The organism is Knoellia subterranea KCTC 19937 (genome assembly GCF_000768685.1).
In the GTDB taxonomy this organism is placed as follows: Bacteria; Actinomycetota; Actinomycetes; order Actinomycetales; family Dermatophilaceae; genus Knoellia; species Knoellia subterranea.
The window spans coordinates 36,667-53,722 of record NZ_AVPK01000002.1 but is presented as its reverse complement, the minus strand read 5'-3'; the positions used below and the strand labels follow the sequence as shown (position 1 = coordinate 53,722).

Here is a 17,056-nt window from a genome sequence, read left to right as displayed (position 1 = left end):
GAAGGGGTGATGATCTCGCCCACCCGCACCAGTTCAGGAGTGACCGCAGTGCCCAGCCTCAACCTCACCACGCGCGACGCCGCAAGCCTCAAGGTCGACGCGCTCGTCGTCGGCTCCGTCTCGACCGACTCGGGCGCCACGCTCGCAGACGGTCACGGCCTCCCCGCGGCTGCCGCGGCGCACCTCGCCGCCGTGCTCACCGACCTCGAGGCCAAGGCCAAGGTCGGAGAGACCGTTCGTGTCGTGGCCGTGCCCGACGTGGCCGCGACGGCCGTGGTGGTCACCGGCCTCGGAGCCGGAGCCGAGGTCGACACCGTCGCCCTGCGTTCAGCCGCCGGTGCGGCCCTGCGTTCGGTCGCGAAGAAGGCGACCGTCGCTGTGGCGCTTCCCGCCGAGGACGAGGCCGCGCTCGCCGCCGTTGCCGACGGTGCGTATGCCGGTGTCTACGGTTTCGACGCCACCTCCACCAAGGTGTCCCCCGGCGCGAAGAAGGCGACTGCGAAGAAGGCGGCCACGACCGGCCCCAGGATCACGGTCGTGTCGTCGTTGGGTCAGGGCAAGGCCGTCAAGGGCGCTGTCGAGCGTGCTGCGGTCATCGGGTCGGCGCGCGACTTCGCTCGCGACCTCGTCAACACCCCGCCGAACCTGCTCACGCCGCAGCTGTTCGTCGACCGCGTCAAGGCAGCCGTGGCCGCGTCCTCGGGCAAGGTCACCGTCACGGTTCTCGACGAGAAGGCTCTCGCCAAGGGTGGGTTCGGCGGCATCGTCGGCGTCGGTCAGGGCTCGGCGAACCCGCCCCGCATCGTCACGATGACCTACTCCCCCAGCGGGTCCCGCGCCAAGAAGGGCGGCGTGGCCTTCGTGGGCAAGGGCATCACCTTCGACTCCGGCGGCCTCTGCATCAAGCCGTCGGCGAGCATGCTCACGATGAAGTCCGACATGGCCGGGGCCGCCGCCGTGGCCGCCTCCGTCATCGCCGCCGCCGAGCTGGGCGGACCCGTCCCGGTGACCGGCTACCTGTGTCTGGCCGAGAACATGCCCTCGGGCACGGCGCAGCGGCCCGGTGACGTCGTGACAATGCGCAACGGCACCACCGTCGAGATCATCGACACCGACGCCGAGGGGCGCATGGTCCTCGGCGACGGCATCTGCCTCGCGGGTGAGAGCAAGCCCGACGTCATCGTCGACATCGCCACCCTCACCGGCGCCCAGATGGTCGCGCTCGGTGCCCGCGTGGCCGGTGTCATGGCCAACGACGACGACTTCCGCTCCACGGTCGTCTCCGCGGGTGCTGCCGAGGGTGAGGACTCGTGGGCCATGCCGCTCCCCCGCGAGCTGCGCGCCGGGCTGGACTCCGTCGTCGCCGACCTCGCCCACAAGGCCGACCGTTGGGGCGGCATGCTCACCGCCGGCCTCTTCCTCCAGGAGTTCGTCGCCGAGGGCATCAAGTGGGCCCACGTCGACATCGCCGGCCCGTCGTTCAACGAGAAGGGCGCCGACGGCGCGATCCCGAAGGGCGGCACCGGCTACGGCGTCGCGACCCTCGTGAACCTCGTCGAGAACCACACGGCCTGACCCACCACGCACCACACGGGCCAGACCTCACCCCACCCGCCTCACTTTTTACGGGTGACCCGCTAAACGGGTCCGGAGCAAGGGAACTGTTCCCTTGCTCCGGACCCGTTTCTCTTGTTCGGAGTGGCGTGGCAGCTTCGCCGAGCCGCCCAGCCGGACTCAGCCGACCGATCAGCCGGACTTGCGGCGGAACATCTGCTCCCGGCCGGAGGTCTCCGGACCGTGGCCGTGGTCGACCTTGCCGTGCTCGCCCCGGTCGGACACGTCGGCGCCGCCGTGCGCGTGCTTCTTGTCCAGGGCCTCGCGGAACTTCTTCTTCATGTCCTCGCTCGGCGTGGGGCGGGAACTCTTGGATTCGGACACGGTGCCTCCTGGATCGGTGGTGCGGTCCCGCTCACTCTCGCACGCCCGGCGCGGGGTCGGCCACACCTTTGTCTCCGGCAGGAAGCTGCCCGGCTGTCAGAGCGATCCGCGTCCGCGCTGGCGCGCGTTCCAGTCGCGCATGCGTTGCGGGTAGCCAGTCTGGTTGACGTCGTAGGTGGGGAGGTGAAGCTCGTTCGCCAGCTTGAACGCGTCCTGCCGTGACGGCAGTGCGCGCCGCGTCCACTCGCCGTCGTGGGCGATGAGGATGACCGTCGTTGCGGTGACGTTCGTCGCGGGTTCGACGAAGGCCTCGACCCCGCGACGGCTCCGTGCAAACTCCTCGAAGTGCACCTTCGCGCGCCGGAGGTCGTCCTTCGACGGCGCAGAAGCCCCCAGTGCAGGAGTCCCGCTCTTTCGCCGTCTGAACCACGCCATGGCGCAACGATACGGAACAGCGCTGGGAGGCGGGTGTGACTTCGCCGGACGCCGACCGGCATACCGGCTCCATCGGCGGAACGTCGGCAACTCTGCCGACGGACCGTCCGGACCTCATGTGACGGGGGCCACGACGCAGTGACAGGATGGGCCGCGACTGACGCGAGATCGGCGAGACCCGCACGACCCGCGCCACCCCAGCGAACAGAGGGAGCAGCACGGATGCCGGCCACCGCCGAGAACACCTACGACGTTGTCATCCTGGGAGGCGGGAGTGGCGGCTACGCCTGCGCCTTCCGCGCCGCACAACTCGGGCTCACCGTGGCCCTGGTCGAGAAGGCCAAGCTCGGCGGCACGTGCCTCCACGTCGGGTGCATCCCGACCAAGGCCCTGCTGCACGCCGCAGAGGTCGCCGACACGGCCCGTGAGGGCGAGCAGTTCGGCGTGAAGACGACGCTCGAGTCGATCGACATGTCCGGCGTCAACGCCTACAAGGACGGCGTGATCGGGCGTCTGCACAAGGGCCTCCTCGGTCTGGCCAAGGCCCACAAGGTGGAGCTCGTCGAGGGTTCCGGCCATCTCGTGGACCGGTCCACTGTCGAGGTCGACGGCCGCCGCCTCACGGGTCGCAACGTCGTCCTGGCCACCGGCTCGTACCCCAAGTCGCTGCCCGGCCTCGAGATCGGCGGCCGCGTCATGACGAGCGAGCAGGCCCTGCAGCTCGACTTCGTCCCGGACCGCGTCGTCGTCCTGGGTGGCGGAGTCATCGGTGTGGAGTTCGCATCGGTGTTCCGCTCGTTCGGGTCCGAGGTCACCATCGTCGAGGCTCTGCCCCGACTGGTAGCCGCCGAGGACGAGGCCGTCTCCAAGGTCCTCGAACGCGCCTTCCGCAAGCGCAAGATCACCGCGAAGACGGGCGTGAAGTTCGCCGGCGCCACTCAGGACGGAGACGTCGTCACCGTCTCGCTCGAGGACGGCACGTCCATCGAGGCCGACCTGCTTCTCGTGGCCGTCGGTCGCGGACCCGTGACCGACGGCCTTGGCTTCGCCGAGGCGGGTGTCACGCTCGACCGCGGATTCGTCACCACTGATGAGCGCCTCCGGACCGGAGTCGAGGATGTGTATGCCGTGGGAGACATCGTTCCCGGCCTCCAGCTCGCGCACCGCGGCTTCCAGCAGGGCATCTTCGTCGCCGAGGAGATCGCGGGGCTGTCGCCGCGGCCCCTCGAGGAGTCGTCGATCCCACGTGTCACCTACTGCAACCCCGAGATCGCCTCGGTCGGACTCTCGGAGGCCCAGGCCCGCGAGGTCCACGGCGAGGTCGAGACCTACGAGTACAACCTCGGCGGCAACGGCAAGTCGCAGATCCTCCAGACCCAGGGTTTCGTCAAGCTCGTTCGCCAGAAGGACGGCCCGGTTGTGGGCGTCCACATGGTGGGGGCGAGGATGGGCGAACAGATCGGCGAGGCCCAGCTCATCGTCGGCTGGGAGGCACACCCCGACGACGTGGCGCCCCTCATCCACGCCCATCCCACTCAGAACGAAGCACTCGGCGAGGCTCATCTGGCGCTCGCTGGCAAACCGCTGCATGCTCACAACTAGAGTTGACGCACGCCACCGTCGATAAGGAGAACAGACACCATGTCCGAACGTGTGACCATGCCCGCCCTCGGCGAGTCCGTGACCGAGGGCACCGTCACCCGGTGGCTCAAGAACGTCGGTGACCAGGTCGCGGTCGACGAGCCGCTGCTCGAGGTCTCCACCGACAAGGTGGACACCGAGATCCCCTCGCCCGTCGCTGGCACCCTCCAGGAGATCCTCGCCGAAGAGGACGAGACAGTGGCCGTCGGCGCCGACCTCGCCGTCATCGGAGACGGACCCGCCGCCGCTGGTGACGCCCCGGCACAGGATGCCGCTGCGGCGCCCGAGCAGGCCGCCCCCGCCGAGGCTCCAGCTGCCGAGTCTCCGGCACCCGCGGCCGACGCTGCGGCACCCGCTGCCGCTGAGCCGGCGGCTGCGCCGGCAGAGCCGGCACCCGCGCCCGAGGCCCCGGCTCCCGCACCCTCCTCCGGTGGTGGCGGCGGCACGACCGTGACGATGCCGGCTCTGGGCGAGTCGGTCACCGAGGGCACCATCACCCGCTGGCTCAAGGCCGAGGGTGACGAGGTCGCCGTCGACGAGCCGCTCCTCGAGGTCTCGACCGACAAGGTGGACACCGAGATCCCGTCGCCGGTCGCCGGCACCCTGAGCAAGATTCTGGTCCAGGAGGACGAGACCGTTCCCGTGGGCGCGGACCTCGCGATCGTCGGTGGCGACGCTGCCGCTCCGGCCGCCGAGTCCGCCCAGGCCGCCGAATCGGCTCCCCAGGCTCCGGCGGACGAGCCTGCTCCGGCACCGGCCGAGCAGGCAGCCCCCGCTGCCACCGAGGCTCCAGCAGCGCCCGAGGCCCCGGCTGCCTCCGAGGCGCCCGCCCCGGCTGCTCCCGCTGCTGAGGCTGCTGCTCCAGCTGCCCCGGCCCCGGCCCCGGCCGCTGAGGCTCCTGCTCCTGCGTCTGCCCCGGCCGCTCCCGAGTCCTCGGACGCGAGTGACAGTCAGGACGCCTCCGCCTATGTGACGCCCCTCGTGCGCAAGATCGCTGCCGAGAACGGCATCGACCTCGGGTCGGTCAAGGGCACCGGCGTCGGTGGACGCATCCGCAAGCAGGACGTGCTCGCTGCGGCCGAGGCCGCCAAGGCGCCGGCGGACGCTCCCGCCGCCCCTGCTGCTGCGGCCAGTGCAGGTCAGGCCCCGGCCCCCGCCACGAAGGCTCCGGTCGACACGAGCCTGCGTGGCACGACGCAGCCGATGACCCGCCTGCGCAAGACCATCGCCAAGCGCATGGTCGAGTCGTTGCAGACGTCCGCTCAGCTCACGACGGTCGTCGAGGTCGACGTCACGAAGATCGCTCGACTGCGCGACCGCGCCAAGAACGACTTCCAGCGTCGCGAGGGCAGCAAGCTCAGCTTCCTGCCGTTCTTCACGCTCGCCGCCATCGAGGCGCTCAAGGCGCACCCGACGGTCAACGCGAGCATCGAGGGCGACAACGTCACCTACCACGGCACCGAGAACGTCGGCATGGCCGTCGACACGGACAAGGGCCTCATCGTGCCCGTGCTCAAGAACGCCGGTGACCTCAACATCGCCGGACTGTCGCGCAACATCGCCGATCTCGCGGAGCGCACCCGGACCAACAAGATCACGCCGGACGACCTGGCCGGTGGCACCTTCACGATCACCAACACGGGATCGCGCGGCGCCCTGTTCGACACGCCGATCATCAACCAGCCGCAGGTCGCCATCCTCGGCACCGGTGCGGTCGTGAAGCGGCCCGTCGTGGTCAAGGACTCCGATGGTGGCGAGACGATCGCCATCCGCTCGATGGTCTACCTCGCTCTGTCCTACGACCACCGGATCGTCGACGGTGCCGACGCGGCCCGCTTCCTCAGCACGGTGAAGGACCGGCTCGAGGAGGGTGCCTTCGAGTCCGACCTGGGTCTCTGATGTCTGATCCGATGCCACAGCGCATCGCCGTCGCCGGCTCGTCCGGTTTGATCGGCGGTGCGCTGTGTCGTTCCCTGAGCGCGCGGGGGGACGACGTCGTCAGGCTCGTCCGTCGGCCCTCCCGGGATGCGACCGAGGTCTCGTGGGATCCGTCGACGAGGCGACTCGACCCCCAGGTCCTCGACGGTGTCGATGCCGTGATCAATCTGGCCGGAGCCAGTCTCGGCGCGCGGCGGTGGAACGCCCGCCAGAAGGTCGAACTCCTCAGGTCCCGCACCGACGGAACGACGGCGCTCGCGAACGCCATCGCCGAGACCGGTCGACCGGTTCCCCTGCTCAACGCGTCCGGGGTCGGCTACTACGGTGATCGCGGTGACGAGATCCTGACCGAGGAGAGTGCAGCCGGCACCGGCTTCCTCGTCGACCTCGTGCACGCCTGGGAAGGCGCAACCGAAGCCGCACGGGCCGCAGGGGCACCCGTGGCACGGTTGCGGACCGGCATCGTGCTCGGACGCGACGGCGACGCGATGCGACCCCTGCTCCGACTCACGAAGCTCGGTCTCGGCGGCCCGCTCGGCAACGGGCGTCACTTCTGGCCGTGGATCACATTGCACGATCATGTCCGCGCGATCGAGCACGTCCTCGATCACCGCCTCGAGGGCGCGATCAACCTCACCGGCCCCGAGCCAGCCCGCCAGCGCGACATCGCCTCGGAGATGGGCCGGGCGCTGCATCGCCCGGCGATCGTGCCGGCCCCCCGCCTGGCACTCCGGGTCGTCGTCGGCGAGATGGGCAATGAGATCGTGTCGAGTCAGCGAGCACTGCCGGAGCGACTTCTGGAGAGCGGCTTCGAACACGAACACACGAACGTGCGCGACGCCATCGAGTGGATGGTGGGCCAGTCCGGCTAGGACGGCCGGCCAGTCCTCCACGTCCTCACGTCCGGGTCGGGGCGGTGCGACCGCCCGCACGCTCGGGTCAGGACGGTTGGACCGCCCGCACGCCCGCGTCAGGACGCTTGGTCCGCCCGCACGTCCCGCACTCGCCACCCCGAATCCGTCCGCACCACGTCGAGCAACACCGGCCCGGCAGCCACGGCCGGGCGACTCACGTCGCCTCCCGGTCCCCGCACGGTGTGGGCGCCGGTATCGATGCGGACGCGCAGGGTCGCGACGCCGGCGGCCTCCCCGACGAACTGCGCCTCACGGACGGTGAAGGTCAGCCCCACATAGCGCTGATTGGCCCTCTGGACCCCGGCCAGCACTTCGGTGTCACGAGCCAGCGCCGGTGATCGTGGCGCATCGACCTCGATGAGCCGCGCGGCGATCCCGCTCGACCACGCGGCAGCACGGGCCTCGGCCAGGGCCGTCACCAACCCGCGCGGATCGCTCCGAGGGGCGTCACGAACGGTGCGCGGATCGGGTGCCGTCGTCGCTCCCGGCTGCTGATCGGCACGATGCCCGGACGGGGACGGTCCCGGCACCGATACGGATCGGGGGCGCGTCTGCACGGACTGGGACGGTCCCGGCGCTGCTCCCTCCCCCGGCCTCGGACCCCACGCAGCTTCCTCCGACCGGCTTGCGGCGTGGGCGTCGTCCCTCCCGGCGATCCACCCCACCGCACCCACGGCCAGGGCCGCAACGATGGCCACGACCGACACCACCGTCAGCACGGCACGGGCTCGTCGGATGGCCCCTCCAGCCCATCCGACGAGCGAGGAGGACCCGTTGCCCAGCCTTGCTGCCGCCGATCGCGCCCACCGGGCCTGCCGCGGTTCCGGCGAGCCGGCCGCCGGCACGCCCGCTGCTCCGGCTGCTGCTCGGATGCGCCGCGTCAGGAGTCCGACGTCATCGACGCCTTCGGCCAGGAGCACCGCCTCCGGGGTGGCGCTCTCGAAGAGCTCCGTCGCGACCGCGACCGCGTCGGGGCGCGCCGTGGTCGTGGTCCGCAACATGGCTTCGATGACGTCGACCAGACGCTCCGGGAGACCGGGCACGAGATCTGCCAGAGACCCTCGGATCCCCGCCGGCCCCGGCACCTCACCCGTGAGGGTGAACCAGGCCAGGGCCCCCAATGCGAAGACGTCCGAAGCCGGACCCGGCTCTCCCCCGAGCGCCACCTCTGGTGCGACGAATCCGTCCGTCCCCCGGAGGTCGCCGACCCGAGTACCGGCGATCCGTGCCACTCCGAGATCCGAGAGAAACGGCCGACCATCGAGGTCGAGCAGCACGTTGCCCGGGGAGACGTCACCATGGACGACGCCCACCGCGTGGAGCCGTCCCAGGGTGGACGCCAGTGGGCTGAGGACCGTCACTGTCTCGCCTGCGGACAGGTGCCCGCGCGCGACCACGACGGAGCCGAGGCTCCCTCCACGCAAACGGTCGAGCACGAGCGCAACCTGACCAGAGGGCAACGCGATCGCGTCATGGAGCCTCACGAGATGCGGGTCGGTGATCCCCCCGAGCACTGCCAGTTCGACGAGAGCGTCCTCGGCATCGAGGGCGGACACGATCTTGATCGCGACGTCCGCGCCCGCGACGCCGCTGGCAGACCACACCGCACCCGAGCCACCCTGCCCGATCGGCTCGACGAGGTCGTAGCCGGGCACGCTGGGAGCCCGGTGCGCCACGATCCGGTGGCGGCCGGCATACCCGGTCTCCGAAGGCTTGTCGGAAGTCTCCATGCGCCCACTCTCGCCGAGATCGCGAAAACGGCCGCAGAGTTATCCACAGGGGCCTGGCGAGCCGACCTACAGCCAGCCGTTGCTCTCCGCGGTGAGCACTGCCTCGGCCCGGTTCGCGGCCTGCGTCTTGCCGATCGCGGCCGACAGGTGGTTGCGCACCGTCCCCTCGGACAGGAAGAGCCGGGACGCGATCCCCGCCACGGACGAGCCATCGCGAGCAGCACGCAGGACTTCCGTCTCACGTGGGGTCAGCGGCGACTCCCCCGCGACCAGACTGTCGGTCGCGAGGACAGGATCGACGACGCGGAGCCCCTCGTGGACGCGCCGCACGGCATCCGCGAGCTGTGCAGCGGGAGTGTCCTTGACCACGAACCCTGACGCGCCGGCCTGCATCGCGCGACGCAGGAATCCCGGTCGCCCGAAGGTGGTCACGATGAGTACCCGTGTCCCCGGGAAGGCCGCGCGCACCTGCTCGGTCGCGGAGATGCCGTCGAGCCCGGGCATCTCGACATCCATGAGGACGACGTCGGGTCGGTGCTGGCGGACGGCCTCGAGCACGGCGTCGCCCGAACCCACCTCCGCAACGACCTCCAGGTCCGACTCGAGTGACAACAGTGCCGACAGCGCTCCCCGGACGAGGGCCTGGTCATCGGCGAGCAGGAGGCGGATCACGGGACGACCACCTGGAGCGAGTACCCCGGTGAGAGGGTGCGCGTCACGACGGTGCCGCCGACCAGCGAGGCGCGCTCCTGCAGTCCGGTGAGACCTGAGCCCCGAACCGCCTCCGCACTGCCCCGACCGTCGTCCCGAACCTCGACCGACGTCGGCGTGAGGACCACCGAGCAACGGCGAGCACCGCTGTGCCGCAACACATTCGTGACGCCCTCGCGCACTGCCCAGGCGAACAGCTCACGCTTCTCGCTCGGAACGTCGTCGGTCGAGTTCGGCAGGTCCGCCCGGATCTCCGCAGCCGCCAGGGCGGCCCGCGCCCGCGCCAACTCGGCAGGGAGACTCACGTCTCGGTAGCCCTCGACCGCCCGGCGCACATCGGCGAGCGCGTCCCGGGAGAGTCGTTCGAGGTCGGCCAGCTCCGTTCGGGCCCGAGAGGGATCGACGTCCAGAAGCCGCTGGGCCAATTCGGCCTTCACGGTGATGACCGTCAACGAGTGCCCGAGGATGTCGTGCAGGTCGCGGGCGAAGCGGGTGCGCTCGTTCTCGACCGCGAGCTCCGCGTTCTCGTCGTGGGCCCGGATGAGCTCGATGTTGCGCAGCATCATCTGTTGGATGCCGAAGACGGCCATCGCGCCGGCGATGACGCCGAAGGCGGTCCCCACCTCGGAGTCCCACCCCGACCGCACCTCACCCAACAGGACGAGAAGTCCGGCGATCCCGACAACGAGCACACCGGCATACGGGAAGGGCAGGATCACCGCAGCGACGGCGCAGTAGACCGCACTCGCGGTCCCGCTCTGGCCGAGGGCCCACACCATCGTCACCGCGAGAACGCCCATCACGGCGAGCCATCCCACGGCCTCGGCCCAGCCGGGCCGCGCCACGAGTCGCGCCCTCCTGGAGCGCAGGCGGATCCAGACGAACAGGTAGACCGCGGCGAAGACGATGGTGGCGACCAGCCCGACGTCGCCCCGCGCCGTGTCGCGCAGCCGCCACGCCTCACGGACCGGGTCGATGAGGAACACGAGCCAGATCGCGGCGAACACCGGCCCCCAGCGGCCGAGGTGCCGCTGGGGGGTGGTGGTCGAAGCCATGGTCGTCATTGTGCCGTCCACCGCTGTCGCGCCGGCGGTCACACGCGAGCCGTGTCCCGGCTCATCCACCACGCAGCCCCGCCGACGAAGAGGGCGAGCCAGACGACGGCATTGACCACGGCATACCAGGGCAGCTCGTGCGTGAGCGACGACCGGGCGATCTCGGCAACACCGAACATCGGTGTGAGAGAGGCGATGTGCCACATCGTCGTGCCCTCGGTGATCGGGATGAAGACGTTGCCGAGGAAGCTCATCAGCGCGAGTCCGGGACCGAGCACCTGCATGGCATTCTCACCGGGCACGAGGTAGCCGACGAACACACCGAGCGCCGCGAAGACCAGCGTGCACACCACGGTGAGCACCGCGCACGCGATCCACGTTCCGACCGGCATGTGCGGCTTGCCCTGGATGATGTCGGCGATGTTGACGACGGTCACGGCGATCGTGCCCATCGTCAGCGCGACGAGTGCCTTGGTGAGGATGTAGACGGCCGGGTTGAGGGGCGTGAGCCGCAGAGTCCGGGACCAGCCCAGGCTGCGTTCGACGGCAACCATCGCGCCACCGGCCGCCGCCGTCATCGCCGCTCCGTAGAGCGCCATCGACACGAGGATGTAGGCCGCAACGTTGCCCTGACCGACCTTCTCGTCCCAACCGTCCTGCCCACCGAACGCGAAGAACATCGCGGCCGGGAAGACGAGGGTGAAGATGATGGTGCGGCGGTTGCGCAGCATGCGGCGCAACTCGATGCCGAGCATCGTCGGTGTGAAGCCGCCCCACCGCGCGACGGCGCGCCCTGTCACGTCGGTCGGGCTCGTCACGGTGCTCGTCAGCGTGCTCATTGCTGGACTCCAGTCAGGTTGAGGAAGGCCTCTTCGAGGCCGCGTGCGGTGATCTCGAGGTCGCGGGCGTCGGTCTCTCCGAGGAGGAATCGCGCGACCGCATCGGTGTCCTTGGCGTGGACGTGGACGGTGTCGCCGCGCACCTCAACGGAGTCGACGCCGCCGAGCGCGGTGAGGCGCTCGACGTCGGCACCGGCCCACGTCGCGCGAACGGTCCGGCCGCTCGCGAGGGCCTTGACCTGCGACCCGGTGCCGTCGGCGACGACCCGTCCGTTGCTGACGAGGATGATCCGGTCGGCGTACTGATCGGCCTCCTCGAGGTAGTGCGTCGCGAAGAGCACGGTGCGCCCACGCGAGGCGTCCTCACGGATCTCTCCCCAGAACGCCCGCCGCCCCTCGACGTCCATCCCCGTCGTCGGTTCGTCGAGGAGGAGCAGCGCCGGGTCGGGCAGGAGCGCCAGAGCGAACCGGAGCCGCTGCTGCTCGCCGCCCGAGCACTTGCCGACCTTGCGCCCGGCGAGCTGGGTGATGCCGGCGCGGGCCAGGACCTCGTCGACCGACTCGGTGGTGGCGAAAAGGCTGCCGACGTAGGCGACGGTCTCCCGCACCGTGAGGTCCTTGAGCAGCCCCCCGGTTTGCATGACGGCCGAGACGAGGCCACGCGCGATGGCGTCCCGAGGACTCAGCCCCATGACCTCGACGGCCCCGCTCGTCGGCTGGGACAGGCCCAGGAGCATGTCGATCGTCGTCGTCTTGCCGGCGCCGTTCGGGCCGAGGAAGGCCACGACCTCACCGGGCTCGATGTCGAGGTCGATGCCGCGCACCGCCTCGACGTCCCCGAAGTTCTTGGTCACGTCCCGCAGGCTGACCGCTGTCGTTGTTGTCATGTCACCCAGCGTGTCCGTGGACCGGCTCCCGTCCCTCACACGGTTGTCACGAAGGGCCGATGACATTTGTCAGGGCGCCGACCCCGTCCCGTTGCACCTTCGGTGCGCCGACCAACTTCGCGTATGCCGGTGTGCGCGTTTGTCATTCGCCTCGCCTTCCGCGTCCGTCTAGGGTCGAACTCATGCCTGCCGACCAGCCCACGATCCTCGCTACCTCGGGTGGCTACCGCCCCTCCAACCGAACGTTCCTCGAGTTCGACGCCCTCGTCCACCACGCCGTCGAGCTGTCCGGTGCCACCGGGCGACCGAAGGTCACCTTCGTCGGAACCGCTATGGGTGACCAGCGCTACTTCAACGACCACGTGCACCAGGCCGGTCGAGTCGCGGGCTTCGACATCACGACGCTCGATCTGTTCCCCATGCCGAACCTCGAGGACGTGCCGGGCCATCTAGTCGAGCAGGACGTCATCTGGGTCCAGGGTGGTTCCGTCGCCAACCTCCTCGCGGTGTGGCAGGTCCACGACCTCGGGTCGGCAATGCGGTCGGCATGGGAGGCGGGCGTCGTCCTCTCCGGAGTGTCCGCCGGATCGATCTGCTGGTACACCGGTGGCACGACCGACTCGTTCGGCCTCGAGCTGCGCGCGGTGACCAACGGTCTGGGCTTCCTGCCCTACGGCAACGGGGTGCACTACGACTCGGAGGAGCGTCGCCGCCCACTGGTGCACCAGCTCGTGGCGGACGGCACCCTGGGCGAGACGCACTGCACCGACGACGGAGTCGGACTCGTCTACCACGGCACCGAACTCGTCGAGGCGGTCTCCGAACGCGACGGCAAGGGCGCCTACGTGGTCACGCGCGACGGCGACACTGCGATCGAGGAGCGCCTCGAGCCGCGCCGCCTCACCAACCCCTGAGTCAGCCCGGGCCCCGTCGAGACCCTTCTCAGGCGAAGTGGTCGGCGGCGGCCTGAACCCGTTGCTGGTGCGTCTCCCAATACGCGACGTCATTCGAGGGCAGGTTGCTCGCGTCGGGCCGCATCCCGGCGGCGCCATCGATGAGCTCGCGCACGATGTCGACGTGGCCGCCGTGCCGGTTCGTCTCAGCGATCATGTGCACGAGGAACCACTGCAGCGTCACGGCCGTGCCGGCGTCACCCCACCACTCGACGGTGCCGGTGTCCTCCAGGGCGAGCTCCTCGATGACCGCGTCGGCATGGGCCGTGACGCGGGCGTAGAGATCGAGGATCTCCTCGCGCGTCTCGTCCTCCCTCGCCCACATGTCGCCGTTGTCCTCGAGGGTGTCGGCCATCATCTCGGAGTACCACGCAGGCATGTCCGGAACCGGTCGCCCGAGGCAGTCCCCGAAGTAGCCGGCCTCGACGCCGGCGAGGTGCTTGATGATGCCAAGGAGGTTCGTCCCCGTCGGCGTCAGGGGCCGTCGCACGTCGTGCTCCGACAGGCCGTCGAGCTTCCAGAGCACGGCGTCGCGAGAGCGTGTGAGGTAGCGGTGGAGGACGGCCTTCGGATCGTTGCTGTGCCGATCGTCCGGCTGCTGGATGTCGGTCATGTCAGGCCTCCTCGGGGCTGTGACCGGGACGCGCGCCGGGCGTCATGACCTCCACGACACGCTCGCCCTCGGCGCTCGTGCGTGCGGCATCGATGACGGCGATGGTGTGGACCGCGTCGTGCGGGTCGACCGGCATGGCCGCCTGCGGATCCGGCGCTGAGAGAGCCGCACCCACGGCCCGGTAGAAGTCGGCCTGGTCGGCGGGCGTCGTCGGAACGGCCTCACGGTCGGTCGACCGCAGGATCCAGCCGCAGTGGTCGCCGTCAAGGTCGGCAAGGTCGGGGTAGACGTTCGGCTCCCCCTCGAACTCGTTCTGGACGTAGGCCCCGTCGCGGGCAAGGAGGCGGATCCGCGGTCCGGCCGCTCCCGAGACGGACGTCGCACCGAGGTGACTGACGACGCCACTCTCGTGACGGCATACGAGGAAGGCGTCGTCCTCCGCAGGAGTGGTGCGCGAGTCAACGGTCGCGAACACCGTGACGACCGGGCCGAAAAGCTGTACCGCCGAATCGATGAGGTGGGAGTGGAGGTCGAGCATCATTCCTCCACCCTTCTCCGCAGGGGCGTTCTCGCGCCACCTGTCCTTGGGCACGGGGCGCCACCGCTCCCACCGCAGCTCGCACCGGAACGGTTCTCCCGCAAGGCGATTCGCAACGACGGTGGCGAGGGTGGTGTGCGACGGGTCGTAGCGCCGGTTGTGGAACACCGTGAGTGGAACGCCGGCCCGCTCGGCGGCGTCGACCACCTCCAGAGCGTCGTCCGCCGTGACGGCGAGCGGCTTGTCGACCACACACGGTATGCCGGCCTCGATGACTGTGAGGGCGTGCTCCAGGTGGCTGCCGCTCGGCGTGGCGAGCACGACGACGTCGAGCCCTTCGACGGCGAGGAGCGCGTCCAGGTCATCGACGACGAGGGCATCGGGGAAGTCCTGCGCCACCTCGGCGCGACGCTCCGGGTTCGACGTGGCAACCGCTACGAGCTCCAGCCCGGCTTCCCGGATGAGGGGCGCGTGGATGCCACGCCCGGCCGATGCATACCCCGCCAGTCCGACTCTCACCATGAGTCGACCATAGTGCGCGGGTCAGACGCCGCTGGGCTCCGACGTTCGCCGCTCATCAGGGGCGGCGCCCGGGGCCGCGCGCCGGTCACCCGCCAGGCGCGCGGGCCACCAGACCTTCGGCCCGATGTCGTAGGACAGTGCCGGTACGAGCAAGCTGCGCACGACGAACGTGTCGAGCAGGACACCGAACGCGACGATGAACGCGACCTGGACGAGGAAGACGAGCGGCAGGACCGTCAGCGCGGAGAACGTCGCGGCGAGGACGATTCCGGCACTCGTGATGACACCACCCGTGACCGCCAGTCCGACGAGGATGCCCGGTCGTGTGCCGCGCCGCACCGACTCCTCACGCACCCGGGTCATGAGGAAGATCGAGTAGTCGATGCCGAGCGCCACCAGGAAGACGAAGCCGTAGAGGGGAATCGCCGGGTCGCTCCCCCCGAAGCCGAGGATGTGGTCGAAGACGAGTTGGGCGACACCGATGGTCGCGGCGAACGAGATGACGTTGGCGACGACGAGCAGCAGCGGCGCGAGGATCGAGCGCAACAGGAGACAGAGGACGAGGAAGATGACCACGAGGATCGCCGGCACGATGACGCGCAGGTCCCTGCCGCTCGCGTCGAGGACGTCGAGGTTGATCGCTGCCTGACCACCGACGACGGCGTCCCTACTCACGGGGTCGAGCGAGGCACGCAACCGTCGGACCGTGTCCTCCGCCTCCTGGCTGTCGGCCGCCCCGGTCGTGGTGCCCTGGACGAGCTGGAGTCCGTCGACTGGCTCGGCGGTTGGCGTGGGCTGACCGGGCACGGGCGGTGTCAGTCCGACCCACGCGCTCTCGATCCCCGAGTCGGCCTCGACGACGGTGCGCGCCGCCTCGGCCTGCTCGGCCGGCACGATGACCTGCACCGGGCTGCCGGAGCCGGCAGCGAAGTGCCGCTGGATGGCCTCCTGAGCGTCCACGGAGTCGGTGGCCGTGAGGAACGTGTCCTTGATGGTCACACCCTCGGCCTTGAACGACGGCGCGAACGCGGCGGCAGCCAGCAGGACGACGAGCGCGGCCACCCAGGTGCGCCTCGGGTGGCGCCCCACCAAACCGGACACGCGACCCCACAGCGAACGCGTCCCCACCGCATCCTCGGCGTGGTGGTGGTCGACGCGAGGAGCGAACGGCCAGAACGCCTTTCGCCCGAAGACGAGCAGCACGGCCGGCAAGAAGGTCAGCGACGCGAGCAGCGCACCGGCGATGCCCAGAGCACCAACAGGGCCGAGGCCGGAGGTGTTGCGCAGGTCCGCGAGCAGGAGGCAGAGCAGGCCGAGGATCACCGTCGCGCCCGAGGCCACGATGGGCTCGACGGCACCCCGCCACGCGCGCTTGAGCGCGACCCACGTGCTCTCGTGCTCGTGCAGCTCCTCCCGGAACCGACTGACGAGCAGCAGGGCATAGTCGGTCGCCGCGCCCACCACGAGGATGAACATGATCCCCTGCGACTGCCCCGACAGCTCGATCGTGCCGTTCTCGGCGAGTGGCCGGATGACGAGGACGGCGAGGCACAACCCGAACACCGCACTCATGAGGACCGCGAGCGGCAGCACGGGGCTGCGATAGACGACGAGCAGGATGACGAGCACGACACAGAGCGCAACGAGGAGCAGCACCCCGTCGATCCCGGCGAACGCGGCGGAGAAGTCGGCGATGAGTCCGCCCGGCCCGCCAACGCTCGACGTCAGCCCGAGACCGGTGGCGGCGAGGTCGATCCGCGCCTTGGTCCGGACCGCATCGGCCGCCGCGACCACCGGCGCCTCGCCGTCGACGACAGCCGAAACGGCCGCTTCCTTGAGCGGGATGACGATGAGCGCGGCCTTACGGTCCTCACTCGGCACAGGCCCGATGCGGGCGCCGTCGACGACGTAGTCCCCCAACGTCTCGCCGGACTCGCCCAGAGGCAGCGACGGCAGGTCCTCGGCCAGCTTGAGCAGAGCGGCGCCCGCGCGGAGGTCCAGTTCCTCACCGTCGCTGCGCTCGACGACGACGATCAGCGGGACCTCTTCCTCATCGCTGAACCGCGCCACCGATTCGAGCACCGACGTCGACTCGGCGTCGGCGGGCAGGAACGACGCGTTGTCGTTCTTCTGCACCTCGGACAGCCGCCCCGTCGCGGGTCCGCCCACGGATCCAACGGCCAGCCACGCGACGATGATCGCCAGCGCTGCGAGCAGCACGAGGCGCGGTCGACCGGGGCCAGAGGCAACGCGTTGCTCGCTCACACGGCTCACCCTATTCGCGAGCACACCGAGCCCGGACCACTGCGCGAAGTGCCGGTCCCGGATGGGGACGTGAGACG

The 17,056-nt window shown here is 70.2% G+C and carries 15 protein-coding genes; 5 read left to right on the top strand and 10 right to left on the bottom strand.

Going from position 1 to position 17,056, the window contains the following annotated elements; genetic code table 11:
- The first annotated feature begins 9 nt into the window (after positions 1 to 9).
- On the top strand, positions 10 to 1,575 hold the full coding sequence (locus N803_RS03720; protein ID WP_052111732.1) for a leucyl aminopeptidase: 1,566 nt from the start codon (positions 10 to 12) through the stop codon (positions 1,573 to 1,575).
- A gap of 171 nt (positions 1,576 to 1,746) precedes the next feature.
- Here N803_RS03720 and N803_RS03715 read toward each other — a convergent pair whose 3' ends face one another.
- Together N803_RS03715 and N803_RS03710 are read right to left on the bottom strand one after the other, a co-directional pair.
- The gene (locus tag N803_RS03715) at positions 1,747 to 1,938 is read right to left on the bottom strand and encodes a DUF5302 domain-containing protein (RefSeq protein WP_035902814.1); all 192 of its coding nucleotides are present in this window, start codon (positions 1,936 to 1,938) and stop codon (positions 1,747 to 1,749) included.
- Positions 1,939 to 2,034: 96 nt separating this feature from the next.
- A complete protein-coding gene (locus N803_RS03710) occupies positions 2,035 to 2,373 on the bottom strand; it encodes a hypothetical protein (protein ID WP_035902813.1) in 339 nt (112 codons plus the stop codon).
- Between the two features lie 222 nt (positions 2,374 to 2,595).
- On the opposite strand from N803_RS03710, the gene lpdA reads away from it, so the two are divergent.
- The 3 genes from lpdA to N803_RS03695 are packed head-to-tail and all read left to right on the top strand — an operon-like array spanning position 2,596 to position 6,824.
- Positions 2,596 to 3,975, top strand: coding sequence for a dihydrolipoyl dehydrogenase (lpdA, locus tag N803_RS03705; protein ID WP_035902812.1), 1,380 nt, complete (start codon positions 2,596 to 2,598; stop codon positions 3,973 to 3,975).
- A gap of 39 nt (positions 3,976 to 4,014) precedes the next feature.
- A complete protein-coding gene (sucB, locus tag N803_RS03700) occupies positions 4,015 to 5,913 on the top strand; it encodes a 2-oxoglutarate dehydrogenase, E2 component, dihydrolipoamide succinyltransferase (protein WP_035902810.1) in 1,899 nt (632 codons plus the stop codon).
- Positions 5,913 to 6,824, top strand: a complete 912-nt coding sequence (locus N803_RS03695) for a TIGR01777 family oxidoreductase (RefSeq protein WP_245616996.1) — start codon at positions 5,913 to 5,915, stop codon at positions 6,822 to 6,824. The genes sucB and N803_RS03695 overlap by 1 nt, the downstream gene beginning before the upstream one ends.
- Before the next feature lie 98 nt (positions 6,825 to 6,922).
- On the opposite strand, the gene N803_RS03690 is transcribed toward N803_RS03695, so the two are convergent.
- The 5 genes from N803_RS03690 to N803_RS03670 all read right to left on the bottom strand — a co-directional run bounded on the left by N803_RS03690 (position 6,923) and on the right by N803_RS03670 (position 12,088).
- Positions 6,923 to 8,596 carry a serine/threonine-protein kinase gene (locus tag N803_RS03690; RefSeq protein ID WP_035902809.1) on the bottom strand — a complete coding sequence of 558 codons (1,674 nt, stop codon included), beginning with the start codon at positions 8,594 to 8,596 and terminating at the stop codon, positions 6,923 to 6,925.
- 66 nt (positions 8,597 to 8,662) lie between these two features.
- A complete protein-coding gene (locus tag N803_RS03685; RefSeq protein WP_035902806.1) occupies positions 8,663 to 9,268 on the bottom strand; it encodes a response regulator transcription factor in 606 nt (201 codons plus the stop codon).
- On the bottom strand, positions 9,265 to 10,362 hold the full coding sequence (locus N803_RS03680) for a sensor histidine kinase (protein ID WP_035903290.1): 1,098 nt from the start codon (positions 10,360 to 10,362) through the stop codon (positions 9,265 to 9,267). The genes N803_RS03685 and N803_RS03680 overlap by 4 nt, the downstream gene beginning before the upstream one ends.
- Positions 10,363 to 10,400: 38 nt before the next feature.
- The gene (locus N803_RS03675) at positions 10,401 to 11,201 is read right to left on the bottom strand and encodes an ABC transporter permease (RefSeq protein ID WP_052111730.1); all 801 of its coding nucleotides are present in this window, start codon (positions 11,199 to 11,201) and stop codon (positions 10,401 to 10,403) included.
- Complete coding sequence (locus N803_RS03670; RefSeq protein ID WP_052111855.1) at positions 11,198 to 12,088, bottom strand: ABC transporter ATP-binding protein; 891 nt, start codon at positions 12,086 to 12,088, stop codon at positions 11,198 to 11,200. Before N803_RS03670 ends, N803_RS03675 begins: the two co-directional genes overlap by 4 nt.
- 182 nt (positions 12,089 to 12,270) lie before the next feature.
- On the opposite strand from N803_RS03670, the gene N803_RS03665 reads away from it, so the two are divergent.
- Positions 12,271 to 13,002, top strand: coding sequence for a Type 1 glutamine amidotransferase-like domain-containing protein (locus N803_RS03665; RefSeq protein ID WP_035902804.1), 732 nt, complete (start codon positions 12,271 to 12,273; stop codon positions 13,000 to 13,002).
- Between the two features lie 28 nt (positions 13,003 to 13,030).
- Here the strand turns inward: N803_RS03665 and N803_RS03660 are convergent, their stop codons facing one another.
- Genes N803_RS03660 through N803_RS03650 form a run of 3 tightly spaced genes read right to left on the bottom strand, consistent with a single transcriptional unit; the run spans position 13,031 to position 16,979 of the window.
- Complete coding sequence (locus N803_RS03660; RefSeq protein WP_052111728.1) at positions 13,031 to 13,654, bottom strand: DinB family protein; 624 nt, start codon at positions 13,652 to 13,654, stop codon at positions 13,031 to 13,033.
- Between the two features lies 1 nt (position 13,655).
- The gene (locus tag N803_RS03655; RefSeq protein WP_035902803.1) at positions 13,656 to 14,714 is read right to left on the bottom strand and encodes a Gfo/Idh/MocA family protein; all 1,059 of its coding nucleotides are present in this window, start codon (positions 14,712 to 14,714) and stop codon (positions 13,656 to 13,658) included.
- A 21-nt stretch (positions 14,715 to 14,735) separates the two neighbouring features.
- A complete protein-coding gene (locus N803_RS03650; protein WP_052111727.1) occupies positions 14,736 to 16,979 on the bottom strand; it encodes an MMPL family transporter in 2,244 nt (747 codons plus the stop codon).
- Positions 16,980 to 17,056: the final 77 nt, after the last annotated feature.

Bases quoted from the DNA above. Each gene is read 5' to 3' on its own strand.
- N803_RS03665 (WP_035902804.1), top strand. From the start codon at position 12,271: ATGCCTGCCGACCAGCCCACGATCCTCGCTACCTCGGGTGGCTACCGC.
- N803_RS03695 (WP_245616996.1), top strand. From the start codon at position 5,913: ATGTCTGATCCGATGCCACAGCGCATCGCCGTCGCCGGCTCGTCCGGT.
- N803_RS03660 (WP_052111728.1), bottom strand. From the start codon at position 13,654: ATGACCGACATCCAGCAGCCGGACGATCGGCACAGCAACGATCCGAAG.
- N803_RS03710 (WP_035902813.1), bottom strand. From the start codon at position 2,373: ATGGCGTGGTTCAGACGGCGAAAGAGCGGGACTCCTGCACTGGGGGCT.
- N803_RS03670 (WP_052111855.1), bottom strand. From the start codon at position 12,088: ATGACAACAACGACAGCGGTCAGCCTGCGGGACGTGACCAAGAACTTC.
- N803_RS03680 (WP_035903290.1), bottom strand. From the start codon at position 10,362: ATGGCTTCGACCACCACCCCCCAGCGGCACCTCGGCCGCTGGGGGCCG.
- N803_RS03675 (WP_052111730.1), bottom strand. From the start codon at position 11,201: ATGAGCACGCTGACGAGCACCGTGACGAGCCCGACCGACGTGACAGGG.
- sucB (WP_035902810.1), top strand. From the start codon at position 4,015: ATGTCCGAACGTGTGACCATGCCCGCCCTCGGCGAGTCCGTGACCGAG.
- N803_RS03655 (WP_035902803.1), bottom strand. From the start codon at position 14,714: ATGGTGAGAGTCGGACTGGCGGGGTATGCATCGGCCGGGCGTGGCATC.
- N803_RS03690 (WP_035902809.1), bottom strand. From the start codon at position 8,596: ATGGAGACTTCCGACAAGCCTTCGGAGACCGGGTATGCCGGCCGCCAC.
- N803_RS03720 (WP_052111732.1), top strand. From the start codon at position 10: ATGATCTCGCCCACCCGCACCAGTTCAGGAGTGACCGCAGTGCCCAGC.
- lpdA (WP_035902812.1), top strand. From the start codon at position 2,596: ATGCCGGCCACCGCCGAGAACACCTACGACGTTGTCATCCTGGGAGGC.